27 protein-coding genes, 1 tRNA gene and 1 pseudogene are annotated in these 26,915 nt (G+C 33.0%); 19 read left to right on the top strand and 10 right to left on the bottom strand.

Annotated elements, in window-relative coordinates:
• Nucleotides 1–319: 319 nt before the first annotated feature.
• Both DMB92_RS09540 and DMB92_RS09535 read left to right on the top strand, forming a co-directional pair.
• A pseudogene (locus DMB92_RS09540) lies at nucleotides 320–1,195 on the top strand (cache domain-containing protein); the annotation flags it as partial.
• Nucleotides 1,196–1,405: 210 nt separating this feature from the next.
• The gene (locus DMB92_RS09535) at nucleotides 1,406–2,338 is read left to right on the top strand and encodes a methyl-accepting chemotaxis protein (protein ID WP_409513394.1); all 933 of its coding nucleotides are present in this window, start codon (nucleotides 1,406–1,408) and stop codon (nucleotides 2,336–2,338) included.
• Between the two features lie 30 nt (nucleotides 2,339–2,368).
• On the opposite strand, the gene DMB92_RS04860 is transcribed toward DMB92_RS09535, so the two are convergent.
• The 5 genes from DMB92_RS04860 to DMB92_RS04840 form a co-directional block, all read right to left on the bottom strand.
• Nucleotides 2,369–3,409 carry an ATP-binding protein gene (locus DMB92_RS04860; protein WP_142681932.1) on the bottom strand — a complete coding sequence of 347 codons (1,041 nt, stop codon included), beginning with the start codon at nucleotides 3,407–3,409 and terminating at the stop codon, nucleotides 2,369–2,371.
• A 34-nt stretch (nucleotides 3,410–3,443) separates the two neighbouring features.
• The gene (locus DMB92_RS04855; RefSeq protein WP_409513393.1) at nucleotides 3,444–4,646 is read right to left on the bottom strand and encodes a putative transporter; all 1,203 of its coding nucleotides are present in this window, start codon (nucleotides 4,644–4,646) and stop codon (nucleotides 3,444–3,446) included.
• A 138-nt stretch (nucleotides 4,647–4,784) separates the two neighbouring features.
• On the bottom strand, nucleotides 4,785–5,591 hold the full coding sequence (locus DMB92_RS04850; protein ID WP_142681930.1) for an ABC transporter substrate-binding protein: 807 nt from the start codon (nucleotides 5,589–5,591) through the stop codon (nucleotides 4,785–4,787).
• Nucleotides 5,591–6,379 (bottom strand): ABC transporter ATP-binding protein, encoded by a 789-nt coding sequence (locus tag DMB92_RS04845; protein ID WP_142681929.1) that lies wholly within the window; start codon nucleotides 6,377–6,379, stop codon nucleotides 5,591–5,593. The genes DMB92_RS04850 and DMB92_RS04845 overlap by 1 nt, the downstream gene beginning before the upstream one ends.
• Entirely contained in the window at nucleotides 6,376–7,356 is a 981-nt protein-coding gene (locus tag DMB92_RS04840) for a FecCD family ABC transporter permease (protein WP_142681928.1), read from the bottom strand. Before DMB92_RS04840 ends, DMB92_RS04845 begins: the two co-directional genes overlap by 4 nt.
• Nucleotides 7,357–7,566: 210 nt before the next feature.
• On the opposite strand from DMB92_RS04840, the gene DMB92_RS04835 reads away from it, so the two are divergent.
• From DMB92_RS04835 to DMB92_RS04825, 3 genes are all read left to right on the top strand, one after another.
• Nucleotides 7,567–8,346: a HugZ family heme oxygenase gene (locus DMB92_RS04835; protein WP_142681927.1), complete on the top strand. Its 780-nt coding sequence runs from the start codon at nucleotides 7,567–7,569 to the stop codon at nucleotides 8,344–8,346.
• Between the two features lie 215 nt (nucleotides 8,347–8,561).
• Entirely contained in the window at nucleotides 8,562–9,434 is an 873-nt protein-coding gene (locus tag DMB92_RS04830) for an HDOD domain-containing protein (RefSeq protein WP_142681926.1), read from the top strand.
• A gap of 5 nt (nucleotides 9,435–9,439) precedes the next feature.
• Nucleotides 9,440–9,916: a cysteine permease gene (locus tag DMB92_RS04825; protein ID WP_142681925.1), complete on the top strand. Its 477-nt coding sequence runs from the start codon at nucleotides 9,440–9,442 to the stop codon at nucleotides 9,914–9,916.
• Here the strand turns inward: DMB92_RS04825 and DMB92_RS04820 are convergent.
• Both DMB92_RS04820 and DMB92_RS04815 read right to left on the bottom strand, forming a co-directional pair.
• Nucleotides 9,910–11,226 (bottom strand): MFS transporter, encoded by a 1,317-nt coding sequence (locus DMB92_RS04820; protein ID WP_142681924.1) that lies wholly within the window; start codon nucleotides 11,224–11,226, stop codon nucleotides 9,910–9,912. The genes DMB92_RS04825 and DMB92_RS04820 overlap by 7 nt on opposite strands.
• 71 nt (nucleotides 11,227–11,297) lie before the next feature.
• On the bottom strand, nucleotides 11,298–11,468 hold the full coding sequence (locus tag DMB92_RS04815; protein WP_142681923.1) for a highly acidic protein: 171 nt from the start codon (nucleotides 11,466–11,468) through the stop codon (nucleotides 11,298–11,300).
• Nucleotides 11,469–11,562: 94 nt separating this feature from the next.
• Between DMB92_RS04815 and moaC the strand changes: the two genes are divergently transcribed.
• From moaC to DMB92_RS04765, 10 genes are all read left to right on the top strand, one after another.
• On the top strand, nucleotides 11,563–12,036 hold the full coding sequence (moaC, locus tag DMB92_RS04810; RefSeq protein ID WP_142681922.1) for a cyclic pyranopterin monophosphate synthase MoaC: 474 nt from the start codon (nucleotides 11,563–11,565) through the stop codon (nucleotides 12,034–12,036).
• On the top strand, nucleotides 12,014–12,277 hold the full coding sequence (locus DMB92_RS04805) for a DUF493 domain-containing protein (protein ID WP_142681921.1): 264 nt from the start codon (nucleotides 12,014–12,016) through the stop codon (nucleotides 12,275–12,277). The genes moaC and DMB92_RS04805 overlap by 23 nt, the downstream gene beginning before the upstream one ends.
• Nucleotides 12,278–12,287: 10 nt before the next feature.
• Nucleotides 12,288–13,403, top strand: coding sequence for a hypothetical protein (locus tag DMB92_RS04800; protein ID WP_142681920.1), 1,116 nt, complete (start codon nucleotides 12,288–12,290; stop codon nucleotides 13,401–13,403).
• Nucleotides 13,404–13,500: 97 nt separating this feature from the next.
• Nucleotides 13,501–15,051, top strand: coding sequence for an ABC transporter substrate-binding protein (locus DMB92_RS04795; RefSeq protein WP_142681919.1), 1,551 nt, complete (start codon nucleotides 13,501–13,503; stop codon nucleotides 15,049–15,051).
• Nucleotides 15,052–15,072: 21 nt separating this feature from the next.
• Complete coding sequence (locus DMB92_RS04790) at nucleotides 15,073–16,011, top strand: ABC transporter permease (RefSeq protein ID WP_142681999.1); 939 nt, start codon at nucleotides 15,073–15,075, stop codon at nucleotides 16,009–16,011.
• Nucleotides 16,008–16,793 (top strand): ABC transporter permease, encoded by a 786-nt coding sequence (locus tag DMB92_RS04785; protein ID WP_142681918.1) that lies wholly within the window; start codon nucleotides 16,008–16,010, stop codon nucleotides 16,791–16,793. Before DMB92_RS04790 ends, DMB92_RS04785 begins: the two co-directional genes overlap by 4 nt.
• Nucleotides 16,780–17,514 carry an ATP-binding cassette domain-containing protein gene (locus DMB92_RS04780; RefSeq protein WP_142681917.1) on the top strand — a complete coding sequence of 245 codons (735 nt, stop codon included), beginning with the start codon at nucleotides 16,780–16,782 and terminating at the stop codon, nucleotides 17,512–17,514. The genes DMB92_RS04785 and DMB92_RS04780 overlap by 14 nt, the downstream gene beginning before the upstream one ends.
• The gene (locus tag DMB92_RS04775; RefSeq protein ID WP_142681916.1) at nucleotides 17,504–18,196 is read left to right on the top strand and encodes an ATP-binding cassette domain-containing protein; all 693 of its coding nucleotides are present in this window, start codon (nucleotides 17,504–17,506) and stop codon (nucleotides 18,194–18,196) included. The genes DMB92_RS04780 and DMB92_RS04775 overlap by 11 nt, the downstream gene beginning before the upstream one ends.
• 21 nt (nucleotides 18,197–18,217) lie before the next feature.
• The gene (locus tag DMB92_RS04770; RefSeq protein WP_142681915.1) at nucleotides 18,218–18,934 is read left to right on the top strand and encodes a hypothetical protein; all 717 of its coding nucleotides are present in this window, start codon (nucleotides 18,218–18,220) and stop codon (nucleotides 18,932–18,934) included.
• Between the two features lie 44 nt (nucleotides 18,935–18,978).
• Nucleotides 18,979–21,336, top strand: a complete 2,358-nt coding sequence (locus tag DMB92_RS04765) for a flagellar protein (RefSeq protein WP_142681914.1) — start codon at nucleotides 18,979–18,981, stop codon at nucleotides 21,334–21,336.
• Between the two features lie 41 nt (nucleotides 21,337–21,377).
• Here the strand turns inward: DMB92_RS04765 and DMB92_RS04760 are convergent.
• Nucleotides 21,378–21,453: transfer RNA gene (locus DMB92_RS04760), tRNA-Phe, on the bottom strand.
• Between the two features lie 180 nt (nucleotides 21,454–21,633).
• On the opposite strand from DMB92_RS04760, the gene DMB92_RS04755 reads away from it, so the two are divergent.
• Both DMB92_RS04755 and DMB92_RS04750 read left to right on the top strand, forming a co-directional pair.
• Nucleotides 21,634–22,977: a TrkH family potassium uptake protein gene (locus tag DMB92_RS04755; RefSeq protein WP_142681913.1), complete on the top strand. Its 1,344-nt coding sequence runs from the start codon at nucleotides 21,634–21,636 to the stop codon at nucleotides 22,975–22,977.
• Nucleotides 22,974–23,630, top strand: a complete 657-nt coding sequence (locus tag DMB92_RS04750) for a potassium channel family protein (protein WP_142681912.1) — start codon at nucleotides 22,974–22,976, stop codon at nucleotides 23,628–23,630. The genes DMB92_RS04755 and DMB92_RS04750 overlap by 4 nt, the downstream gene beginning before the upstream one ends.
• Here the strand turns inward: DMB92_RS04750 and DMB92_RS04745 are convergent, their stop codons facing one another.
• Together DMB92_RS04745 and DMB92_RS04740 are read right to left on the bottom strand one after the other, a co-directional pair.
• The gene (locus DMB92_RS04745; protein ID WP_142681911.1) at nucleotides 23,631–24,341 is read right to left on the bottom strand and encodes a tetratricopeptide repeat protein; all 711 of its coding nucleotides are present in this window, start codon (nucleotides 24,339–24,341) and stop codon (nucleotides 23,631–23,633) included.
• Between the two features lie 74 nt (nucleotides 24,342–24,415).
• On the bottom strand, nucleotides 24,416–25,177 hold the full coding sequence (locus DMB92_RS04740; protein ID WP_142681910.1) for a hypothetical protein: 762 nt from the start codon (nucleotides 25,175–25,177) through the stop codon (nucleotides 24,416–24,418).
• Nucleotides 25,178–25,280: 103 nt separating this feature from the next.
• Here DMB92_RS04740 and lgt point away from each other — a divergent pair, with 103 nt between their 5' ends.
• Complete coding sequence (lgt, locus tag DMB92_RS04735) at nucleotides 25,281–26,111, top strand: prolipoprotein diacylglyceryl transferase (protein WP_142681909.1); 831 nt, start codon at nucleotides 25,281–25,283, stop codon at nucleotides 26,109–26,111.
• A gap of 51 nt (nucleotides 26,112–26,162) precedes the next feature.
• Nucleotides 26,163–26,912, top strand: a complete 750-nt coding sequence (locus DMB92_RS04730; RefSeq protein WP_142681908.1) for a fumarate reductase cytochrome b subunit — start codon at nucleotides 26,163–26,165, stop codon at nucleotides 26,910–26,912.
• Nucleotides 26,913–26,915 lie beyond the last annotated feature (3 nt).

The following is a 26,915-nucleotide window of genomic DNA, read 5'->3' as shown; positions in this document are numbered from 1 at the left end:
TGATAAGATATATTAAAATTTATTAGTGTATTTTACTTCTTCTTTAAATTTCTTTTTATTTTTATACAAAATGTTTTTATCCTTGAATATGCTTAATTTTGAGTATTTACTTCTCAAAAATTAAATTTTTATGTAAAAAAATGTAACAAAATTTAAAAATTACGGGGGGGGGGGGGGGGGTAAATTTTAAGAAAAAATTCCGAATTTGTATTTTATAATACTAAGAATATACTATTTAAAACATAATATTGTATTGAGAAGTATTCTTGATTACTTTGTAAGAATAGTTATATTTTTTAACATTTCAAGGAGGATAAATATGGTTTCCAAAGCTCATTTTAAGGTTGATACCTTGCATTCATTTAAAACAAAGCTTATGTTTGCTATTTCTTTGGCTATACTTTTGGTTGCAAGTGTGCTTGTGTATTTGAATTATTTTAATACCAAGGAATTTACAAAAGAAGAACTCAGTAAAAAGACCTTACCTCAAATGCTTGAGATCATTTCAAGTCAGATTAAACTTCAACTTCGCCCTAATATCTACATCGCACAAGCCATGGCAAATAACCATTTTATCAAAGCTTGGATCGAAGGTGGAGAAAATGAGGATTTTTTGCCTGATTTTTTTGAAAATCAAAGAGCCATTGTTGAAGAATTTAATGTTTTAGATACTTTTTTGATCACTCTTGAAAGCCAGCATTATTATTCATCAAATGCGAAAAATAAGGCTGATATTTCTGAGGGAGGAAAAGATGGCTGGGTGCTTGATTTCATAAAAACTCAAGATGATTATGCCTTAAATGTAGATACACAAAGAGACTCAGGAAAAATATCACTTTTTGTAAATTATAAAATTTTTGATAAAAATGGCAAAGTCATAGCTATAACCGGAGTTGTTGCTGATATGCAAGGATTTATTGATTTTATGAGTAGGCAAAAATTTGGAGAAAATGGAAATATTATGCTTACTGATTCAAGCGGAGAGATTAGGGCTCATACTGATTATTCTATGGTGGGGAAAAATCTTAAAAATTTAGGATATCCAGCAAGCACTGTTGAGCGTATTTTAGATCCGCAGGATAATGTGGTGCTTCATTTTGAAAATGCTGAGGGGCAAAAGCGTATCTTGGTCAACGAGTATTTACCAAATTTACATTGGTATTTGGCTGGAGAAATTCCAGAAGATATATTTTATGAGTTTTTAAATCAAAACATTAAATTTAACCTTTATGCCTTGGTTATATTGCTTATACTTGGAGCTATTTTAGCCCTTGTTATAGCTAGGAAATTTCAAAATGACATTGCTAAGCTTCAAGAAGGTTTGTTAAGCTTTTTTGCTTATTTGAGGCGTGAAAATAAAAGTGCTAAGGCTATACAAATCAACTCAAAAGATGAGCTTGGATTAATGGCTTTGACTATAAATGAAAATATCGTGAGTATACAAAGGGGACAAGACATGGATCATAGTGCTGTTCTTGCTCTTGAAAAGGTTGTTTTTGAAATGAAAAAGGGCGATATGTCAGGTCAAGTTCAAATAAAATCAGATAATCCAGAGCTTCAAAGATCTATTGATTTACTCAATGAAGCTTTGCGTGTTTGGAATCTTTTATTAGGAAATATAGGAAAGATTTTAAAATCATACTCGGCTAATGATTTTACAGCAAGGATAACACAAGAAGATGATTATGTAAAAGATGCTAAGGTTTTGCTAAACGGGATAAATCATCTAGGTAGCGAGGTGGGTTCTATGTTGAAAACATCTCTTGATTTTAGTACCAAGTTAGAAGAAAGCTCGAGTGAACTTCATGTCATGGTTGATAAACTTATGCAAGGAGTAAATTCAACGAATTCTTTACTTTATCAAGCCCAAGCTTCAGTTGAGCAAATTTCACTTTCCATGCAAAGTATTTCAGATAAAAGTGATGGGGTGATCAAACAAAGCGATGAGATCAAAAATGTTACAGGTATCATAGGCGATATAGCTGATCAAATCAACTTACTTGCTCTTAATGCTGCCATTGAAGCTGCAAGGGCTGGAGAACATGGACGAGGCTTTGCCGTTGTTGCTGATGAGGTTAGAAAACTTGCTGAAAGAACACAAAGTTCTTTAAGTGAAATTTCAACAAGCACAAGCTTACTTAATCAGTCTATAAATGATATGTCTGATTCTATCAAAGAACAAAGCGTAGGTATAGAGCAAATCAATGATTCTATAACACATATTAAGGATCTTACAAGCGAAAATAAACAAATAGCTGATAAGGCTTCTTTGATCAGCACGAGTGTTGAAAAAAGCGCTAAGGATATACTTGCTGATGTGCAAAGTAAGAAGTTTTAATGCATCTTATGGGTTTTTGAAAATTTGATTTTAAAAACCCAAAGCCCATTTTTCAAAAGAAATAAGTTCAAATTTCACGCCTTGTTCATAAAAAATTTCCTCATTTGAAAGAGTGATGAAAATGATATGAAAAATTTGCATTTGTAAGGCTTTTGAAAGAATTTTTTTAGCCCTTATTTTAATGAGTTCAGTATCCAAAAAAGGCGTGCAAATGAAGCCTAACTTTTTTGAATGAAGTATAAAATCAAAGTTTTTATCGTAAAAAAGTTCTTCTTTAAATTTAAAAAGCTCACTTAAAACAAGATTTTCAAAAAGTTGCTTAAAATCCTTTTTAATGCTTAAAAGATTTTTCATGGCAAAGTCAGTAAAATAGACTTTTTTAAGATTTTTTTCATTATGTTTGACAAAGTGTAAAATATATCTATTGTGCAAATTTTCTACACTTTTATAAAGACTATCTTTAGAAATTTTAAGCCTTTGTTTGAGGTTTTGATACAACTCATTCACGCTAAATTCAAGTCCTAAATTTAAGGCAATAAATTTTAAAATTTCAAGCTCTAAAGAACTAAAATGTGCTTTTAAAAAATCATCATTTACGCCAACACTACGCCCATTTTGCAAAAATAAGCTCAGCAAAGAGTGAAAATTTTGAGTTTTTAAAGAGCTGATAAACTCTTCAAAGTCTAAAAAATCAAGTTCTAATTCATCAAAGCCCTTAAGTTTAAAATCCTTAAATTCACTTGTAACAAAAACACATATATTTTTTAACTTAGAAAAATCAAAACAAAAATCCCTACCCACATGCTCGAAAACAAGAATTTTGATTTGTAGATTTTGTTCTAAAAAAGCTTGTAAATGCTTTAAACTTAGCACTTCAAAGCGTAAATCCTCAAAGTCTAAAAACAAAATTTCTTTTGCTTCAAAAGAACTTAAGAAGTTGCAAAGAAAGGCTTTTTTGCCGCAAGCCTTTGCTCCTTTGATGAGGGTATTTTTTCTTTCTAAGCTCAACTTTCTTTCATAGCTTGTTTTAAATTGCTGTGTGTGATCATAGAAAAATTGTAAAACTTTCATAATTTCCTTTTTTAAAGGAAATTATAGCAAAAATTTAGCCTTGGCGTTTGAGCTTTTTGGATTTTTTATAGGCTATATTGATCTCAAATTCACTTAAACGCTTGTGGATACTTCTAAGTTCTGTGATTTTTGTCCAATTTGTGATAAAAACAGAAAAAGAGCTTCGAACCTGATCAAAAGCATTATTCATTTGCATAACAATACCAAGCGTGATTACCCCTCCAAAAAGCGAAGGAGCAACGATAAGAAGCGGAACGATAACAATCATTTGCTCAAATAAAATAAGCCAAATATTAAAATACCCATAATGCAAAAAAAGTCTTTTGTAGTTAAATTTAAGCCCTGTGAAAAGCTCTATCATGGTAGGTTCGCTGGCGTATTTTTTACGATCATCTTCAGCAAAAACAAGTTCTTTTCTAAAAGCAGCTTCAGCTTTTTGGTTGTTATACTCAAGTCCGGGCAGTTTTATGCCCACGATCCAAGAAATGCAAAGCCCTCCAAGAGAAATAAACAAAGCCACATAAACCAAAAGCCCATCGATAGACTTAAGAAAGCTAAAAGCACTTTCATCGCTTAAATTTACAAACAAAGCCTTAGATATAGGCTCGCTCAATGCCCAAAGTATAGGGATAAATGCGATTAGCGTCATCAAAGCACGCACAAAGGCAAGCCCAAGACTTTCTACTATCTTAGAAAAATTATAAATATCTTCTTGAATTCTTTGCGAGCTTCCTTCTATGTTGTCATCTTTATTTTTCCAAAATTTAAGGTATTCAAAGGTCATAGCTTCACGCCATTTTAAAGCATAAAGACTTGCAAAATAAATATTTATAGTTGCTATTAAAACATAAGGCAAGGCTATACATAAAAAAACGCCCACAAGTAAATAAAAATCATCGATACTATAAGAATCCTGTCCGCTAATGCTTGATTTATCGAAAAATTCACGGATAAGATATTGATAAAAAATGAGCGAGGATTTGTTTAAGAAATTTGAGTTTTCAAGCTTGCTTGCAGCGAGTTCTTCTTGCTTTTGGATCTGTTCTAAATTCTTACTTGTGTTAAGTTCTTCTTGGGCATTGCCCTCAAGCTTTTGTTCTATTTTTGGCTTTTGAAGCACATCATAAAAGTCTTTATACCATTCATTTATGGCTACATTTAAGCTGGTTTGCAAATACAAAAAAGCAAGCAACAAAGCTAGCCCCAAATAAGCCCATAAAGCCCATTTAGCCGACATAAAAAAGGATTTAAACAAATTAGCTCCTTGAAAATAAAAAATCTTATTGTAGTATAAATAAAATTAATTCAAGTTTATAATATAATATTTATTATTAAATTTAAAGTCTTAAGATAGTAAAGCCCTTTAGGCTTTACTTTATTTTTCTAAGGCGGTTTTTAAATTTTTGATCTGATCGATGATATTTGGACTAAGACGAAGTAGGGTATGCGTTTTTGGATACACATAAATTCGCTTATTTTTATAAGCTTTTGTGGATTTAAGCAAAGGATTTCGCCTTGTAAGTTCGTCAATGTCTGTAGCTTGAATCCCTAAGATCAGCATATCAGGGTTTTGGGTCAAAATGTATTCACTTGATATGATAGGTCTTTGTATTTGACTTTGTGGCGTGAGGTTTTTAATGCCGATGATTTGTAAAATATCAGCGATTAAAGAATTACTTGAAAAAGCCATGAGGGGATTACTTGAGAAAAGAAAAATCCCACTTTTGTTGATAGGATTTTGGCTGAGGCCTTTTAATTCCTCTTTAGTTTTTGCAATGAGAGCCTCTCCTTCTTTTTGTTTATCTAGGAGTTTGGCTAGGGTTTGTATATTTTTATACATATCATCAAATCTTTTTGCTTCAAGATAAATGGTTTTTAGTCCAAGTTGTTTTAAATTTTGTTCTATCTTTAAAGAATAAGAACTTAAAATCACTAAGCTTGGCTTTAGAGCGACTATTTTTTCTATAGAAGGATTTGAGAAAGTTCCTACACTTTCGAGTGTTTTAGTTTTTTCCTCAGGATAGATATTTGATTGTTGCAAGGTCGCAATACCCTTGATACTTTCTTCAGCACCTAGCATATAAATAATTTCTATACTCGCTGGATCAAGCACAACTAAGCGTTCTTGCTTTGCCCATAAAAGAGTAAAAGCAAGGCAGAAAAATATAACAATCTTTTTCATTATTTTTCCTTTAAAGTTAAGATATAAGGTCTGTTATCATGATATAAAACTTCACAATTTAAATCATAAATTTCTTTTAAAATTTCTTTTTTGAAAAGTTCTTGAACATTACCTTGATAGCGAAGTTCTCCGTCTTTTAAAAAGATGATTTTGTTGCAAAAAAGACTTGCTAAATTTAAATCATGTAAGATAGCGACCACGCTGATATTTTGTTCTTTCAGCAAATTCTCACATTCGCTTAAAAGTTCCAAGGCATAGTTTAAATCCAAAGCACTTGTTGGCTCATCAAGAAGTAAAATTTTAGGTTTTTTAAGCAAGGCTCTTGCAAGAAGTACCCTTTGAAATTCTCCCCCACTTAAAGAAAGTATATTTCTTTGAAGAAAATTTTGTATATTAAGCTTTTTTGCAAGAGCTTCAACTTCTTGTAAATCCTTTTCATCATAGCTAGAATAAGAATGCTTTAGCTGTGAGTATCTTCCCATAAGCAAGACATCAACGACTAAAAGAGGCACAAAAAGGGCTGATTTTTGTGGAACAAAGCCTATGATTTTGGAAAGTTCTTTGATAGAGTATGATTTGAGATTTTTACCAAAAATTTCTATTTCTCCACTTTTTGCATGTAAGATCCCAAGTATATTTTTTACTAGGGTGCTTTTTCCAGAACCATTTGGTCCTAAAATACCCAAAAAATCCCCACTAAAAACTTCTAAATTGATATTTTTTAGCATACAAACATGACCATAATCAAAGCAAAGATCATGAATGCGTAAATTTAACTCAGCACTCATAAAAACCTCCTTACTTTCAGAGCAAGGTATAAAAATACAGGCGCACCAAAAAAGGCTGTTAAAATTCCAATAGGCAGTTCAACAGGAGCTATAATCGTTCTTGCCAAGGTATCACAAAGCAGCAAAAAAAGCCCACCAAGTAGGGTGCAAAGTGGTAAAACGATGGCATTGTTGTAATTTCTAAGCATTAAGCGGATAATATGAGGGATAACAAGTCCCACAAAGCCTATAAGCCCACTAAAAGCAACCGCAAAAGCAACCGCAAAAGAAGAGACGATGAGCAAATTTATCTTGAGCTTTTCAGCATCAACGCCTAAATTTCTTGCTTCTTCATCGCCACTTAAAATGATATTAAGCTCATTTTTATGAAAATAAAAATACAACAAACAAAAAATCAAAGGCAAACTTATGATCAAAACCTTATCCCAGCTCGCAAGCCCAAGATATCCCATAAGCCAAGTTACTATCCTAAAAGAATCTTCTCCTATAAAATAAATACATAAAGAAGTGATTGCTCCTAAAAAAGAAGATACAGCAATGCCTATGATGAGCAAGGTAGCAATAGACGCTCTTTTTGAAATTTTAAAAATTCCCAAAGAAAAAACACAACAACAAACAAAGCCAAAAATTCCAAAATAATAATCAGGAATTTTAAACATATACGCCACAACAGCTCCAAAGGTTGCAGCTGAAGCTATGCCGATGATATAAGGATCGGCTATGGGGTTTGCAAAAACGGTTTGCGTTACGCTTCCTGAGCTTGCTAGAAGCATTCCTATGAGTATAGCCATGATGATTCTTGGTAGGCGCGATTCATTAACGATAAGAGATAAAGTCTCATCTTCATTTGTAAAGAGTGCTGTAAAAATATCTATGAGATTTAAATTTACTTCTCCTATCATTAAAGAGATGAAAAAAAGGGTTATATAAGCAAATAGTATTAAGGCATAGGTTAAAAATATACGATTTAAAAGCATTTTGTCCTTTTGTCCATTTATAGTGTTTTTGTGAAATTTTATGTTATTTTAAAGTTTTATGAATTCTATACTTTTTTTGTTTAAAATTTTCTTTAAATTTAAATATTGAGAATTACAATTTATATTTTATATATTTTAAGCTCTTATTAAAGCAATGTTCGTTATCATCTGTAATTTAATTTTCATAAAACCAAAAAAGGAGTTTTAAAGATGAGTTTTGAAAGTATTATTTCTCATATGAACGGACATCATAAAGAAAATTTAGTGGATTTATGTAAAAAGTATGCATCGGTTGATGAGGTTAGTGAGGTAGAGTTGAAAGGTGTTGATTTTGAAGGTCTTGATATTGTTTATAATGGGGGAAAAGATTTGCGTATTCCTTTTCCAAAAAAGGCAAATGAAGAAACTTTAAAAGATGCTATCATAGAACTTTGCTCTAGCGTTAAAAAAACACTTGATAAAATTCAAGCCGAACTTGATAAATTTAAAGCTGGCTTTGGTTCAGTTTGTTTAGCAACTCAGGGTGCAAATGGTGTAGAATGCACTTATGCTCCTTTGGTACAAACTCAAAAAGGAGATTATATCTATATCAGCGAGGTTGCCGATCACTACAAGAGTATCAAAGAAAATCCAAAAAACATAGAAGTATTGTTTGTTGAAGATGAGGAAAAAGCAGCGTCGATGATCCTAAGAAAAAGGATAAGATATCGCGTTGAAGCCGAATTTTTACCTAGAGGAGCTGAATTTGATGCCATTTATGATGAATTTGAAAGACAAAATGATTCTGATGGCGGGATTAAGATGATCAGAAATATGCTTGATTTTCATCTTGTGAAGTTAAATTATAAGGAAGGAAGCTTTGTTAAGGGCTTTGGGCAAGCTTATAAAATTCATGCAAATGGCGAACTTGAGCATGTAAAGGGCAACAATCCGCATAAACCTCATGGACACGGCAAGGCTCACGGAGCTGGTGGACATTCTCATTCCTAATATTCAAGCAGGTTTTTTACCTGCTTGAATCTTCACATATTTTTGCATAAAAAATTATGACGATGTTTTTGTTTATTCTTTAAATTTTTTAAGGAATATTTTATAAAAGATGATTTTTTTAAAAATTTAAACTACAAGGAAACAAAAATGAGTTATAATTATAACATTTTAAAAATTATATATTTTTCTTGTGTTGATATGAAAGAAGGACAGATATGGAACAAGCTCAAGATATGAATGAACTCTTGCTAGAGCAGGTGCAAAAGCTTCCTCCTCTACCTAAGACCGTGAGAGATTTAAAACTTTATGTAGAACAGGAGGGTTCTCATCTTCAGATCAATAAAGTTGCAGAGATTATTCAGGGCGATCCTATTGTAACGGCTAAACTTTTGCAACTTGCGAATTCGCCATTTTATAGCTTTTCTCGTCAAATCACTACTATACAGCAAGCTGTAAATTTGCTTGGTGCTGTCAATGTTAAAAATATGATCGTAGCTGATTCTTTGAAGGGAGAGAAAGCTGATGTTTCAGCTTATGGTTTAAATACAGATAAATTTTTGAGTAATTGTAGTGCCGAAGTGCAATTTGTCTCTGATTGGCTTTCTCATGAAGATAAACAACTTTCATATTTTCTTATCCCTTGTGCTATGCTTTTGAGATTTGGTATGATTATTTTCTCAAATTTCTTGATTGAAAATAAGAAAGATAAAGATTTTTTGCGTGCCTTAAAGGAGCATAATTTTCAAAATATAGATATGGTAGAGAATGATTTTTTAGGTGTTGATCATATTTCTTTTCTTGGATTTTTATTTTATCGCTGGGGCTTTGATGAAAGTTTGATTGAAACGATTTGTTTTATTAATACTCCGCATGCGGCTGAAAATAAAATCAAAAAAAGCGCCTATGCTCTAGCGATTACAAATCATATCTTTTCGCCTTATGATGGTGGTTCAGTATTTAAAATTAATGTAGCTTTAAATCTTATCAAAGAGGCAAAGACTCAGGGCGTGGATTTTAATATTGATAATTTCACATCTAAATTACCTGATTTTGCAAGGAATAATCTCAAGCAAGCACTTGAAATCTAGTTTTTATGACTAGCATTGTTTTACCGCCAAATGCTTTTTTGAATGATTATGTTTTAAATGCTCAGTTTCATAAATTTGCAAATATTTCAAAAAATGCTTATAAATTTTGGAAAAATGCGTATGTAGCTAGGTATCAAGGCACAAGAACCATTTTTTTACATAAATCTTGTATATTGCCAAAACACTACCAAGCTTTAAGTTCTTGCGATGATTTAAATGGCTTTACGCTTGCGAGCGCTTTTTGTTCTTTTACCACGCTTGCACCTTCTCATCTGGTAGAAAAAAATAACTCGCAAATTTATCATTTGCTCGAGCTAAAAGAAATTTGTGGGATAAAATTTGTCAATTTAAAGGCATTTTACGATCTTTTAAATTTAAGCTATGATAAATACATTTATATCGAAAAATGTCATTTTTTTAGCCCCACACCGCTTGAAAAGAGGATAAAACTCACTTCAAGCTTGTGTGTGGGATATTACTGAGCTTTTTGTTTATATCTTGAAGCCATTAAAAAAGCGGAGATCAAGGCTACAAGTGCGACTAAAAGCACATAAGCACTAAGCCCATAAGTTCCTATGAGGCTTTGAGGATTTTTCAAAGCATAGGTATGAAAATAGCTTGCAAGCTGTGGAGTAAAGCCACCTGCTATAGCATAAGCGATATTATAAGCAAAAGAAATTCCGCTAAATCTCACACGAGGCTCAAAAACATCGCTCATAAAAACAGGGCAAAAATTCATGATCCCAGCACAAAAGCAGGTTAAAAAGTATAAGGCGATGACGCTTACAATGCTTTTACTTTCAGCATAAAGTTCCATAAAAAACAAAAAGCTAAAAAAAGCAAAGCCAAGAGCAAAGGCTATGCAAACCTTATGCGGAGGCAATTTATCAGCAAGCACGCCGCTTAAAATGATAGAGCTTACTATGGCTACAAGCCCTAAAATTTGAAAATAAGTTTTTTCAAAAGGCGTGAAAGCAAATTCAGGCATTGAGCTTACGAAATTTGGCATTAAAAGTATAAAAATCAAAATACAACAAGTTAAAACCCAAGTGATGAGCATAGAGATAACAACGCCAAATTTAGAGTATTTAAGCACTTCTTTAAGTGGAAATTTAACTAAAGAATCATCATTTTTCATTTGCTGAAAAACAGGAGTTTCCTCAAGGAAACGACGCAAATAAACAGAAATAATACCAAAAACCCCACCCAAAGCAAAAGGCACACGCCAAGCCCATTCTTGCACTTCTTTGCTATCAAAAAGGCTGTAAGTGAGCAAATACACAAGAGAGCCAAGCAAAATTCCAGCCGTAACAGAGGCTGTTAAAAAGCCAAGATAAGTGTTTTTTTGCCCTTGTGGAGCGTGTTCATGCACAAAAACCCAAGCTCCGGGCAATTCTCCACCAACAGCAATGCCCTGACAAATTCTAACCAAAATCAAAAAAATCGGTGCTACAAAGCCTATGACTTCATAAGTTGGCACGATAGCTAAGGCAAAGGTTGGGATAACCATAAGTAAAATGCTTAGCATGAACATATTTTTACGCCCAAATTTATCCCCAAAATGTGCCATAACAATGCCACCCAAAGGACGCGCTAAGTATCCTGCGGCAAAGATTCCATAAGTGTTGATGAGTTTCCAAGTATCACTAAGTTCAGCTGGAAAAAAATGCTGAGAAATGATACCCGCAAAGAAAACAAAAATGATAAAATCATAAAATTCCAAAGTTCCACCCAAAGATGAAAGCCCTAGAATTTTTACTTCTTTCCTGCTAAGTTGTTTTGTAGCTTTCATAAATCAAGCCCTCCTTTGTAAATTTTGTGAAAGCTTGATTATAACTTTATAAAACTTAATTTAGTATAAAATTAGTCCATTTCATAGCTGTCATCTTCGAAGTCATCATCGAAGCTGTAATCATCATCATCGTAGTTATAATTTCTCTTTTCTCCCCTAGCATATTCTTGCTCTTCTTCATCATCATAGCTTAAAATATCCTCATCGTCTAAATTTGAGAAATCATCATCTTCGTAGTTCATTATTTTACCTTAAATTTAAAGTTTATCTTGATAATTTTAGCTTAAATTTTATTCATTTTGCTATAATTTTTTAAATTTTTATAAGGAAAACATTTTGAATTTAACTCATTTAGATGAAAAAAATCGCCCAAAAATGGTCGATGTCAGCGAAAAAAATATCACACAAAGAATAGCAAAGGCAAGTGGGATCATCACGATGAATGAAGAAGCTTTCAAGGCTATCAAAGAAAACACCGCTAAAAAAGGTCCTGTTTTGCAAACTGCTGTTGTAGCGGCGATCATGGGGGCTAAAAAAACAAGCGAGCTGATCCCTATGTGCCATCCGCTAATGATTTCTAAGGTTGAAACGGATATAGTGGAGCTTCAGGAACTGTGCGGTTTTAAGCTTGAAGTTTTGGTTAAATGCGAGGGCAAAACAGGCGTTGAAATGGAAGCTTTAACAGGAGTTAGCGTGGGGCTTTTAACGATTTATGACATGGTAAAAGCCATTGATAAAAGTATGCAAATCAGCCAAATCGTGCTTGAAAGCAAAGAAGGGGGTAAAAGTGGTAAATTTATGCGATCTTAAGCAAGAGCCTATCATCAATTACCCTACTTTTTGGGATTATAAGGTGATTTTTGATGTCGGGATTAAAGCTGGCGAGAGCTTTGAAGAAATTTTAGGACAAAGGGAATTTAAATACAAGCATTCAAACTCAAGCACAAGTGGCAAATACCAAAGCTACTTGCTTAGCGTTTATGTAGATAGCAAAAAAGATAGACTTGAAATTTTTGAAAAATTAAAAGCAAAAGCTAAATTTGTGTTGTGAAAGGAAAATCATGGAAAATAGTTTGATTATATTTGAAAATACACTTTTAAACTGCAAAGAAAAGGCTGGTTTGATCATAGAAGATCTAACTTATAATCTCATTAGCAAAAGCTCATCTAACATAGCCGTAAATGCACTTTTGATAGAGTTTTTAGGCGTTTTAAAAAAGCTTGATTTGCTCAATCAAGAAAATGCTACAAAGGTGATCAAAGCAATCATCAAATCAAAAATTAACAGCGATCAAAATACGCTTTATCAATACCTTGAAGAAAGATCCTTACTTCAAAGCAAGATCGATCAGCAAAAAAATCTCATCAAAAACAAAATCAGTAAAAATTTCTACGAGCTTAAGAACAATCTTGAAAAATCAGAATTCAAAGATGAGGTAACAAATGGCATTAATGAGGCTTTTTTATATGAGGTTGAAGCACTTGGAATTTTAAAAGAAACAGCTGAAAGTGCCTTTATCACTATGCTTGAAAAGGGCGAGGATATAGAGCTTATGAGTAGCGAAATTTCTAAGCATTTGATTTATGGGGCTATTTTTGAGGGAAATTTTGAAAAAGAAAGAATTTTAAAAAGCTCACAAATCATACTGAATACAGCTTTTGAGCTAGCTAATGAGTATCTAAGCTACTCAAAAGCACTTTGTAAGGGCGTAGTTAGGGGCGTGCAAGAGGGTATCGAACTTGGGATAGAAAAGTTTAAAAAAAGCTTTGCTTACTGCCTTTTGGAAGAGGATTTAAGTCTTAAAGAAAAGGAACTTGTGGGTATAGAAGATGAATATATCTTGCTTTTAAAAACCTGCGTTCAAAAACAGGTAAATCCTGCTAAAGATATACTTCAAGATATGCTTGAAAATGAGCTTGATACTTTGTTTGCGAAACTAAAAAGGCTTGCTAGTGAAAGCAGAGAACAACTTGTCTTAGCCATAAACGATCTTAAGAAAAATCCAAAAATCGATGATTTTAGCAAGCTCACGCAAAATAAAATCAATGTCTTTAAAAAAGAAATCACAGATCTAGAAAAGGTTGTTTCTGAAAAATACAAGGATTTTAATCTAAGCGAGGCAAAGCAACTTGGCATAAATTTGTGGCAAAGGGCTAAAAATTTGATCAAAAAGTAATTTTTCTTATCCCCCCTAGAGGCTTACAAAAAAAGTTTTTTTCTCCTATAATTGATAAAAATCTTAAAACAAAATTTAAGACAAAAAGGAGTATAGCTTGTCTTTTTTTTCTAAATTCTTATTTCAAGTTCTCATTTTAAGCCTTTTAAGTGCAAATTTAGCCCTTGCAAAGACCCCAAAGGATACTTTGATCATCGGCGTTGAAAATGAACCTCTGCGTTTAAATCCTCTTTTTAGCGAGGATCATGATGAGGCTTTGGCTCAAATTTTTTCAGGACTAACGCGTTTTGATGAAAATATGAAAATCGCCCCTGATTTAGCCCTTTCTTGGCACATTAGTAAAAATGGCTTAGAATACATTTTTAAGCTAAGGCAAGATGTTTTTTGGCATGATGGGGTTAAATTTAGTGCAAAAGATGTGAAATTTAGCCTTGAAGCACTCAAAGATCCTAAGCTTAACTCTGCTGCAAAGATCAATTTTAAAGACATTAAAAGCGTTGAGATCATCAATGATTATGAGCTTAAAATCACCCTTTCAAAGCCCTTTGTAGCAATGCTTAATGTCCTAAGTCTTGGTATAGTTCCAAGCCATTTACTGCAAGGAAAGGATCTTAACACAGCAAGTTTTAATCAAAATCCCATAGGAACAGGAGCTTTTAAATTTAAGCAGTGGAAAAAAGGAGAGTTTATAAGCTTTGAAGCAAATGAAAACTACCACTTAGGCAAGGTGCAAAGTAAAAAGCTCATTTTTAAATTTATAAAGGATGCGAATTTAGTTAGCACCCAGCTTAAAAGTGGGGAAATTGACGCTGGTTTGATAGGCTTTGAGAGCGTAAAAAGCTTTGAAAATGATAAAAGATTTAAGCTTTTGATAGAAAAAAGCGCAGATTATAGAGCCTTAATGTATAATCTCAATCACCCTGTTTTAAAGCAAATTGAAGTAAGAAGAGCCTTAAATTACGCTGTTAATAAAGAAAGCATTGTTAAAAACTTGCTTCATTTACTTGGAAGCAAGGCAAATCAGCCCTTAGAAAAGAGCTGGGCAAGCTCAAAGGACTTTATAGATTTTAAATACGATCCAAAAAAAGCAGAGCAAATTTTACAAAAGGCAGGCTGGAAGAAAAATCAAAGAGGCATTTTGGAAAAAGATGGGCTTGAGCTTAGTTTTGAAGCCTATGCTATGAGTAATGATTCTTTGCGTGTGGCTTTAGTAAATTTGTTAAAGAGTGATTTTTCAAAGCTTGGCATTGAGTTAAAGGCTATTGCAAAGCCAAGTGGGAGCTTTGATTATACTAAAATAGATAGCTTTTTAGTGGGCTGGGGAAGCCCAAATGATCCTGATTTGCACACCTTTAGAGTCTTTGAAAGCTCTCAGGATAATGAAGAGGGCTGGAATTTTGGACATTATAAAAATAAAATAGTCGATCAAAGCTTACAAGAGGCAAGAACTAGCCTTGATGAACTTAAAAGAAAGGCTGAGTATGCTAAATTTATCAAGGCTTTGCAAGAAGATCCTCCCTTTTTGTTTTTGGTGTATTTGGACTTTGCCTTAGCTTTTAAAAGTGAGATTGAGGGCATAAAGCCTCATATTTTAGGACATCACGGGCTTGGTTTTACTTGGAATTTATATGAGTGGAAAAAGCTTTGAGGTAAAAACTTGCTTTTTTTGATCCTTAAAAGGCTATTTTGGGCCTTATTTCTTAGCATAATTTTTTCTTTTTTTTGCCTTGCTTTGGTGCATTTTAGCAAGGGTAGCGTGGTTTTTGCAAGCTCGCCTCAAAATATCAGCAAGGAATTACAAAAAGAAATACAAAGCAATTTAAATTTAGATAAACCCCTTTTAGAGCAGTATTTTAGCTGGCTTAAAAGAGCTTTGAGTTTTGATTTTGGACATTCTTTGTTGAGCGGTCAAAGTGTGAATGAGCTTTTAAAAGAGGCTTTTCCAAATAGCCTAAGACTAGCCCTTACAGCCCTTGTACTTTTGTTTTTGCTTTCTATTTTTTTGGCACTTTTATCCCTTATGTATGAAAATAGCTTCTTTGACAAGGCTTTAAATGCTCTTTGTCTTAGCTTTTTTGCCCTGCCAAGCTTTGCGATTTCCTTAGTGCTTATCTTATTTTTTAGTGTGTATTTGGGGATTTTGCCAAGTTCTGGCACGAGTAAGCCTTTTTTCGAAGAAAGCTTAAATGATTTATTCTTACACCTCATCTTGCCTGTTTTAGCTCTTGTTTTAAGCCATTTGGCTCTTTTTTTAAGGATAGCAAGAACTTCTTTTAAACAAAGCCTAAATCAAAGCTTCATAGAAGCAGCCTTTGCAAGAGGGCTTAGCAAAAAACGCATTTATTTTCATTTTGTGTTAAAAGATGCCCTGTCTCCTATCATTACTTATTTTGGAGCAAGTGCTGTGGGCTTTTTGATGAATGCTTATGTGATAGAGCAGGTTTTTTCTTATGCTGGAGTTGGAGCACTTTTTATTGAAAGTGTGCTTTTTAAGGACTATCCTGTGATTTTGGCTTTGAGTGTTTTAAGCATTTTTGCTGTGGTTTTTATAAATTTATTAACAGAACTTTTAGCCATGATGATAAATCCTAGAAAGGCTTTGATTTGAAAATAAGCTTGTCTTTAGCTGCTTTATCCCTATGTTTTTTATACGCTTTAGCCGTGCCTTTGTTTAGTGATAATGCAAATTTAATCAATCTTGAAGCTATAAATTTAGCCCCAAGTTTAGAGCATTTTTTTGGCACTGATAGCCTTGGAAGAGATCTTTTTACTAGGCTTGCACTGGCTTTAAGAATTTCTTTTTTAGTGGGCTTTGTGTCTTCTTTTTTGGCTTTATTTATCGCTATTTTTTATGTTTTTTTAGCAAGACTTTATTTTTATAATTTTTTTATGAGGATTTTAGACGCCTTTTTAGCCTTTCCGACCTTACTTTTGGTAATGTTTTTTCAAAGCTTTTTTGAAGGAAATTTAAGCACTATGATAATAATCCTTGCCCTAACTCATTGGTGTATCATAGCAAAAAGCCTTGATAGCGAGCTTAAACGCCTTAGCAAAAGCGATTTTTATCTTTGTGCCATAGCACTTGGAAGCACTAAATTTAAGGCTCTTTTAAAAGAGCTTATGCCAGCAAGTTTTAGCCTGATTTTGATCCTTTTTATACTCAACATAGCCCACGCCATAAGCAATGAAGCAACGCTAAGTTTTTTTAATCTTGGCGTAAAACTTGGAGAAGCAAGCTTAGGCACTCTTTTAAATGAGGCGAGCAAGGCTTTTTTCACAGGTTCTTGGTGGCAGATTATTTTTCCTTTGCTTGCTCTTTTAATGCTTATCATGCCTCTTTTAAGCCTTGCAAATTTAGCCCAAAAAGGACTAGCTTTTGATAGAGGTTGAGAATTTAAATTTAACAATAAGAAGCAAGCAAATTTTAGAAAATATCAGCTTTCAAAGCCATAAAAACCTTGGCATTATAGGAGCAAGTGGCAGCGGTAAAACAAGCCTTATGAAGTGTTTTATCAAGCTTTTTGAAAAAAACACCCTAAGTGCTAAGCTTTTAAAAGTGCAAGGACAGGATATCTTAAAAGAACAAAATTTAAGCAAGCTTCGCTCAAACATAGCCCTTATTTTTCAAGACGCTAAGGCAAGCTTTTATCCTCATCTTGATATAGGAAGAATTTTTAATATCACTTTGAAAACTCATACAAGACTTGATTCAAAGCAGATTAAAAGGCTGGCTTTTGAGCATTTTGAAAGGTTAAATTTAGAAAAAAAGGAGCTCATTTGGCATTCTTATGCTCATGAATTAAGTGGGGGAATGGCTATGAGGGTGCAAATTGCCCTAGTTTTAGCTTGTGGGGCTAAAATGCTTCTTTGTGATGAGCTAAATAGCTTTTTAGATGAGAAAAACTCTAAAGCTTTAATAGAGCTTTTAAAGGATCTAAAACTAAATTTGGTTTTAAGCTCGCACGATCTTCATTTTATCAAAGAACTAAGTGATGAAATTTTGGTGCTTGAAAGGGGAAAGGTGGCTGAGTTTGCTTTGAAAGAAGACTTTTTTAAGCAGGCAAAATCTGCTTATGCAAAAGAGCTTTTGAGGGATTTTAATGAGGCTTGAGCTTGTTAAGATCTCTAAATTTTATGAGCTAAGAAAGCATTTTTATCTTAAAAAGGAAAAAAATTTTCTCTTTGAAGAGCTTAGTTTGAGTTTAAATTTAGGAGAAAATTTACTCATCAAAGGAGAAAGTGGAAGCGGAAAAAGCACCCTAGCAAAGATCATTGCTATGCTTGAAAAGCCAAGTTCTGGCAAGCTTTTTTTAAACAGGCAAAATTTGCTAAATTTAAGCTTTGAAGAACAAAGGCTTTTAAGAAAGAAAATTCAATATGTCTTTCAAGAACAAAAACTTGCCCTAAATCCTCACAAAAGGGTTAAAAATTTGCTCTTTGAGGTCTATGAAAATTTTAATTTAAAAAAAGATCCTAAAGATCTTGTTAGGCTTTTAGAACTTTTTGAGCTTGATAAGGGCTTGCTTGAGCTAAGATCTGCTAATTTAAGCACGGGAGAGGCTATGAGGCTTGGGCTTTTAAGAGCTTTGATCTTAAAGCCAAATTTTCTTATCTTAGATGAGCTAAGTGCCTCGCTTGACCGCCTAGCAAGTAAAAAAATCCTTTCTTATCTTAAAAAAAGACAAGAAAATGAAGCTATAAGTTATATTTTCATCACGCACCAAGAAGGGCTTTTTGAGAAATTTAAGCCAAAAAAACTCAATCTAAGCTTTGATATAGAAAAACTTAAGTAAAATAGCCCCAAAGGTTTTAAAATGAAGTTAGAAAAATATACAAAAGATAAAAAAGCATTGTGTTTTTTAGATATGCCAAGTTTGAAAAAAAGGTCTTTTTTTGACAAGATCAATAACGAGGCAAATGTTTATGTTTCAGCTCTTAAAGATAGGGATTTTAAGGCAAGTTTTTTTAAATGCGAGATCGCAAGCACAGCCTTTGTTTTAGCCTTGCTTGCAAAGCTTGGTTTTGAAAAGGAATTTTTGAGCTTAGATGAGGGGTATTTAAGTGCTGAAAGTTGCTTTGGAGAAGAAGAAGCAAGCGAGCTTTTGGATTTTTTACAAGGTGCTGAATATATTGTTTTTGATACAAATTTGAAATTTCATAAGGACTATGAAAATATTGTATTTTTTATAAATTTTTTAAGTAAGAAATTTAAACTCAAGGTGGCAAATAGCGATGAAGATGAGGGCGAACTTGAGGTTTTGAGTGAATTTAAAGAACTTAAAGAGCTTGATAACTACGATGGCTTAGTGCTTTTTAATGCAAAGGTTTCAAATTTACAAGCTTCAAAGCAGTTTTTACAACTTGCAAAAACAAAGGATCAAAGTGAAATTCTACTTCAAACGCCTTTTTTTGAAAGGACTTGCAAGATAGAACTTAATGAAAGCTTGCAGGGCATTATAGCCTTTTGTGATTTTCAAACGCAAGCTTATGATTTTTTAAAAGCACAAATTTCGCAGATAAAAAACTTGTAAAAGCTTGTTGCTTTATTTTAAATTTTTGTGGATATAATTTTGCTATGAAAATTGTAAGATTGATATTTCTAAGCTTTGTTTGTGCTTTTGGTTTTGATATAGTGCTGAATACAGGCGAGGATCATTCTGTTCCGTTTTGGGTTCTTCATTTTCGAGATTCTCAAGCTTTTGTGTGTGAAGAAGTGATCGTGGAAGAAGATCGGCATTTTAGATGTCAAATTGATGGAGAGGTGCTAACAGGGCTTAAAAATCAAAGTTTTGAAGCCTTTGATATTAATTTTACTAAGGCTGATCAAAGTATAAATATCTTTGTTTATCCAAAAATTCCAGCTAAAATTTATGATCTTTCTCAAGAAATTTATAATTCAAAAGAGGTTCAAAGTTTTTCTGATAATAATTCTACAAGTTTTACCTTTGTTTTTTCTAAAGAACTGCCTTTTGTAAGGCAGTATGATGGGCTTGATTTTGATATTAGTTTTTCAAGTAATGATACTCCTTTCATAGGGGCTTTGGATTTAAATTCAAATCCCGTGCATATCCCTCAAAGTGCGGATATAAATACCTTTATACGCATAAAAGAGGAGTATGATAAGAAAAATTATACCCAAGTTGTTACAGATGCAAATAATGCTATCGCTCGCTATCCAAGTAGTATTTTTATGAGCGAGTTTATGTTTTATAAGATCAGGGCTGAAAATCAGCTTTATACCTATACGCCTGATTTTAGAAATCAAGAGCAACTCGAACAACTTATAGAAGAGATTAAAGCTTGGAACAGGCGTTTTAGCAATGATAGAAATTATGTCGAATCTTTGTATATATCAATGAGAACTTACATGGCTTTGGAGCAAAGGTCAAATGCAGATTATGCTATGCAAATTTTAAGAGATGAGCATCCGGGACATTATTTTACCGAGCTTGGGACTCTTGATTATGCTGATTATATACAAGGACTTGGGCAAAGAGAAGAGGCAAATACTTTTTATGAACAAATTTATTTTAATACCAAGGATTTGGATCTTGCAAGTCGTGCTGGTGTGAGTTTGGCACGAAATGAAGTCGTTGATGGGCAAATGAATAAAGCCATAGAACAAGCCCAAACAATACTCAAGTCAAATCCAAACTATTTTAGTCAAGACAGAGCCAGAGCTACAAATTTAGCAAAGGCTTTTTATGATAATAAGCAATACGGGCTGAGTGCTCAAATTTATGAGCTTGCATATAAGGGAACTGAGAGTATAGATGAAGATTATGAACAGGTTTTGAAAAATACGGCTTTAGCTTTAAGCAATACTCATGATTATCAAAAGGCAAAACGCTATCTTGATATGTATCTCGATCAATTTCCAAATGGCGAATTTACACCTTTGATACAAGAAGCAAGCGATAATGTGTTTTTTAATATAGCTGATAATAACTCAACTTTTTTACATGAAAGGTATAAAGAACTTATGAGTAAATACGGCAATGAAATCTCGGCAAAAGCTTTATTTTATGATGTGAAATTGTATTTTGATGAAAATAACACAGATGCGGTTATTGATTATAAAGATGAGATTGAAAAATACAACAATCAAGAACTTAAAAATATGCTCAGTAACGCAGCCACAGCAAAGCTTAGTGCTCTTTTGTTGCGAGATGATTGTATAGCCTCTGTGGCATTATTTGATGAATTTGTAGCTTATGAGATAGGTCAGGAAATACCAAATAAAAAGCAAATGCTCACTTGTTTTAAAAGAACGCAAAAAATAGAACAAGCTAAGGCGTATATAGACAAAAATAGAATGGAAGATGAGATTTATTACGATCTTCAAAAGGCTGAGCTTGATCTTAGTGATAAAAACTACGACGAGGCTATTAAGTTAAGCGATAGTGTGATTAATTCCAGAACCTTAAAAAGTGATGATGAAAAATTTAATGCGTATTATTTTAAATTTTTAGCCTTACTTCGTAGGGAAGATTATAATGCAGCTGTCGCTCTTTTAGAAAGCTTAGAAAGTTTTCCTATGAGCTTTAAAATGGTTGAATTATATTATGAGTTTTTGTTGTATTGTTCTAATCATAATCTAAGAACAAGTATCTTAAGCTATGCACCCAAGGCTATAAATTATCAAAATTTAAAAGGCGTGAATTTGTATTCTCCCCAGCTTGAATTTATCTATCTTTCAGCTCTAAAAGATAGCAATCAAAGCACTGAAGCTTTGAGTGTGCTTCAAGATCTTCTTAAAATCAAAGCACTAAAACCAGAAGATAAGGCTAGAGCTTTTTATGCCCAAAGTGAGTTTTATGAAAATTTAAATAATAGAGCTGAGCAAAATGCAAGTTTGCAAAATTGTATAGGTATTGATGTGCAGTCTGATTGGAAAAACCTATGTACAGAAAAAATACAAGCCTTGCAGTAAATTTTTAAATTTAGAACATGGGATATCAATGCAAGATTTAATGGTGGTTAGAGGCAGAATCGAACTGCCGACACGCAGATTTTCAGTCTGCTGCTCTACCGACTGAGCTATCCAACCACTTTTTGAGTGAAAACAAAATTATATCTTAAAATTTTTAAAATAAAATAAAAACTTAAATAAAAATTTAAAAAAGCTTATGAAAATGAAAGCATATTGTCTAAAAACAAGGTAAATTTTATTATTTTGTGTTAAAATTAATGTTTTTAAAAAATTTACTTTTTATTTGGAGTTTGTTTTTTGAAGCAAATTAATTTTGATAGACGAAGTGTTCGTTGGCTACTTTTTGGATATATCATTCTTGCCTTGCTGGGAGCTTTTTTGCTTAAGCTTGATGGCATGAGCAAGGTTGATATAAGCTTCATCGATGCTTTATTTACGAGTGCTTCAGCTGTTTCTATGACAGGACTTATAGTTAAAAATACAGCTCTTGATTTTACCTTTTATGGTCAGCTGGTGATTTTATTTTTGGTTCAAATTGGCGGACTTGGATACATGGGACTTGGAATATTTTTTTATATTTTAATCCGTAAAAAAATAGGTTTTGCTGAAAGAAATATGCTTAAAGAAGCATTGATTTATCCTCATATGGAAGGGGTTATTGATTTTCTTAGGAAAATTTTATTATTTGTGTTTCTTGCTGAGCTTATAGGCGGAGTTTTACTTACACTTTGCTTTGCTTTGCATATGGATTTTAAAGAGGCTTTGTGGCATGGCTTTTTTCATTCTATTAATGCCTTTAATAATGCGGGATTTAGCACCTTAGAAACAGGACTTATACCTTATAGAAGTGATTTTTGGTTAAATTTTGTTATTAGTGGGCTTATTATTATTGGCGGGATAGGTTATTTTGTGCTTTTAGAGCTTTATTTATTTCAAAGAAAAAGGCTTTTAAGTCTAAGTTTGCATACAAAAATTATGCTTGTATCAACTATTTTTCTTATATTTTGTGCTACACTTATTGTTTTTTGTTTTGAGTATAATAATCCAAGAAGTATTGGGGAGCTATCTTTTTTTGATAAGATTTTAAGTTCTTATTTTACGGCGGTAAATTACCGAACTTCAGGATTTAACACCTTAGATATTAGCACTTTTAAGGACGCAAGTTTATTTTTTGGCTCTATGTTTATGATCATTGGTGGCGGACCTGGTGGAACGGCTGGAGGTGTTAAGGTTACTGTTGTGGCAGTGCTTTTGATTTATACTTATTGGGTTATCAAAAATGGTCGCGTGAGGGTTTTTAATACAGAATTAAGCGATGATGTGATTAAAAAAGCTTTCGTGATAGCTGTTGGATCTGGGGTGTATATCGTGATTTTTGCTCTAACTTTGAGTTTATTAGAGAGTAATTATCGTTTTATTGCCGTTCTTTTTGAAACAAGTTCAGCCTTTGCTACTGTTGGAGTTTCGGTAGGAGATGGGCATTTTCTTTCTTTGAGTGCACTTTTTAGTGATCCAAGTAAACTAGTGATCATTGCCGTAATGATCAGTGGTCGTATTGGTGTTTTTGCCTTTTTAATGGCGATTTTTACTCAAGAAAAGGATAAATATATTAAATATCCACAAGGAAAGGTTTATTTATGAAAAGTGGGAAAACATACGGGATTATAGGACTTGGTAAATTTGGTTCGGTTGTAGCAACGGAGCTTATTAATGCTGGAGAAAGCGTTGTCATCGCTGATAGATTGGAAGAAAGATTAACTCAGCTTCAAGATAGGGCAACTTGTGCTTATATTTTAGATTCTACAAATACAACAGCTTTAAAAGAAGCAGGTTTTCATAATATCGATGTGGTCATAGTAAGCATTGGAGAAAATGTTGAAAAAAGTATCTTAACTCTTATGGCTTTAAAAGATATAGGCGTTGAAACTGTGATTGCAAAAGCAACCTCTCAAATTCACGGACAAATTTTATCTAAACTTGGATCACTAAAGGTGATTTATCCAGAAAAAGAAAGTGCGACAAGACTTGCAAAAGAGTTTTTAATCCACCCTGAATTTGAAGTGATTGATCTTTCTGCTAATGTTCTTCGTGCTGTAAAAATTCAAATTACAGATAAGCTTGCTGGAAAAAGTTTAAAAAATATTGCACAAAATATGAGGGTTATAGGTTTTAGAAGAGGAACAGGGGATTGGGATTTGTTGCCTGAGCTTGAAACAACTACGGCTTATATGGGAGATAGCATTATTTTATTTGGTACGGCAAAGGAGCTTGAGGAAAACTCCTCAGTCAAATGATCAGCGTGTATCTGCTGCTGTGTTGATTTGCTTATAAGCTTCGCAAGCTTCTAGGTGGTTTAGATCGCATGCTTTTCCAAGGTATCTTTTGGCAAGAGTGTTATCCTTTTTTTCCTCTTGATGATACCTACCCACTACATAACAAGCTTCTCCAAATTTAAGCTCACAAGCATTTTCATAAGTTCTTATAGCTGTTCTTGTATTTTGTTTGACTAAAGAGCCTTTTTTGTAAAGATCCCCAAGCCTAAAGCAAGCCGGTGCATTTTTAAGCTGGCAAGCTCTCGTGTAAAACTCAACGGCTAAATCCCCATCTTTTTTAGCTTCATAAATGATACCAAGTCTTTCACAAGCTAGGCTATGACTTAAGGAGCAAGCTCTATAAAGAGTGAGATTGGTTTCATTTTCATCATCTTCATCTTCTATCATGAGCAAGGCAAGATTAAAGCAGGCTGAAGAGAGCTTGTTTTGACAAGCAAGTTTGTAATAACTTTTTGCTTGTTCATTATCTTGATCAACGCCCTCGCCATTTTCAAACATAAAAGCGATAGAATAACAAGCCTTGGCACTTGAGTTTTTCTTGCATAACTCATTGAATATACTTAGAGCCTTGTTATAGTTTTTGTTTTCATACGCCTTTAAGCCCTCGTCTAAATTTACTACCGCTGCAAATAAAATACTCGTAAATACACTGAGAAAAAAGATTTTTTTCATATCATTTCCTTTTTTGTATCATGGTTAATATTAAAACTAGATTACTGCTCTCAAGCAAGGTTTTCATTTCCAAGCTATTCAAAGATAATTACCCCATCTTCATGAATTGTAGAATCAATTTGTCCATCATCATATGGAATTTGACTATCCTCATTTGCATTATCATGACTTTTGAGATTGTGATAAAGAGTGGTAAGGCTGTTTTTGTAAAAAGATATAAAGATCTTATCTATTTCAAAAACCTCGTGTTCTAAGCTCTTATTGATCTGCGTTGCAACGCTACTGATTGTTGTTTTAAACATTTGTACGCCCTGATCATTTTGAAAAGGATAACTGATGTTTATAGGATCTTGAAGGCTGGTTTGACTTGAAATTTTTGTATGAGCAGAATTAGTTTTATTTCGCAAAAGCATTTCAGAATGAAAACTGATATTAAGATCTGAATTTATAGCTTCTCCACTTAGGAGTTCTTTATTTTTTTGTATATTACTTTCCTTGATGATAATGCTTAGCGTATTAGAAAACTCATAATCAGCATTATTTTTTACCACCTTATAACCCTTAGTACGCAAAATAGCTTCACTTTGGCTTTTGAGCCTTTCTTTTAAAAGCTCTATCTCCTCATCAATACGGATTTTTAAAACAGAGCTTTCAAATTCGTTAGAATACTCACTTACTCTTTGAATTTGTATATCCTTTAGCTCAACACTAGCTGTTAAATCAGCGCCACTTTCTTTCACTTGAGCCTTGAAATTTGGCAAGGGCATATAGGTAAAATTTGAGTTTGAACAAGAAACAAAAAATAAAATAAAAAATAAGCAAATCAAATTTTTCATATTATAACAAACCTTGATGATTTTAATATTTTATGATTATATCAAATTTAAGTGTTTTTTTGCTATATTTTGGACTTTGATTTAAAAAATTAAGGTTTTATGTATGGAATTTTGGCAAAATATTTATTCAAATTTTGATGTAGTTGCTTTTGAATTATTTGGTTTAAAGGTGCATTGGTATAGTTTGATGTATATTTTTGCTTTGCTTTTGGCACTTTTTATCGCAAAATATTTTGTTAAAAAAGATAAGATCAAAATCAGTGATAAAATGCTTGATAGTTATTTTATCTGGGTTGAACTTGGGGTGATTTTAGGAGCTAGACTTGGTTATATTTTGATTTATGATGATCATACGCTTTGGTATCTTACAAAGCCTTGGCAAATTTTTAATCCCTTTGATCAAAATGGCAATTTTGTAGGCATTCGTGGAATGAGCTTTCATGGTGCTGTTGCGGGATTTTTTATCGCAACTTTTATATTTTGTAAAAAAAAGAAACAAAATTTATGGCTTTATCTTGATCTAGTCGCACTTTCTGTGCCTCTGGCTTATACTTTTGGCAGGATAGGGAATTTTTTAAATCAAGAACTTTTTGGACGCATTACCGATGTATCTTGGGGGATCTTTGTTGATGGAGCTTTAAGACATCCTTCTCAGCTTTATGAGGCTTTTTTAGAAGGAATTGTTATTTTTATCATTATTTATTTTGCAAGATATAAGAAAAAATTTGATGGAGAGCTTATACTTATTTATATGGCAAGTTACTGCGTAGCAAGGTTTATTTGCGAGTTTTTTAGAGAACCTGATTTTAATCTTGGGCTTTTGGCTTTAAATTTAAGTATGGGACAAATTTTAAGTATCATTTTGCTTTTTGTAACTTATTTACTTTACATTTATCTTAAATCAAATTTAAACAAAAAATTTAAATTCTTTTAAGGCTTATAGTACTATAATTTCTCAATTTTGATAATTTACAAAGGAGAAAAAATGAGCCAAATTATCGAGGGTTTTTTGGGTCGAAGTGAGGAGGGTAAAAAGAGCAAGCTCCCAGCAAAGCTTGATTTTATCCAGAGTGCTTCAGGACTTTTCTTGGGGCTTTTTATGTGGGGGCATATGTTTTTTGTCTCAACTATCATCATCAGTAATGATTTTATGTATCAAATTGCTAAGATGTTTGAAGGAAACTTTATCTTTGGCGAACCTCAGCCTTGGGTGGTATCCTGTATTGTATTCATTGTTTTTGTGGTGTTTATTGTGCATGCAGGAGCAGCTGTTAGGAAATTTCCTATTAATTTTAGGCAATACCAAATTTTGCGTACACAAATGAAGCTGATTAAACATGGGGATACAAATTTATGGTTTGTGCAGTTTATCACAGGCTTTATTTTATTCTTTTTTGCGTCTTTTCATTTGGGAATGATGTTTTTTTATCCGCAAACTATAGATCCTTACGGTTCAGGCGAGAGAATGCTTCAAATGTGGCCCTTTTATCTCATCTTGCTTTTTGCAGTAGAACTTCATGGAGGTATAGGACTTTATAGGCTTTGTGTTAAATGGGGTTGGTTTGAAGGAAGTGATGCAAGAAAAAGTCGCAAAAAACTTAAGGCTTTAAAATGGGCTGTGAGTGTATTTTTTATCGTTCTTGGTTTGCTTACTATGGTAGCGTATTTGAAAGTAGGCTTAAGTGATCATCAAGTAGGTTCTCGTTATGTGCCAACCTATATGCAAAATCAATAAGGA

Source organism: Campylobacter sp. MIT 99-7217 (assembly GCF_006864365.1).
GTDB lineage: Bacteria > Campylobacterota > Campylobacteria > Campylobacterales > Campylobacteraceae > Campylobacter_D.
The sequence above is the reverse complement of the archived record's forward strand: the minus strand, read 5'-3'. Positions and strand labels throughout refer to the sequence as shown.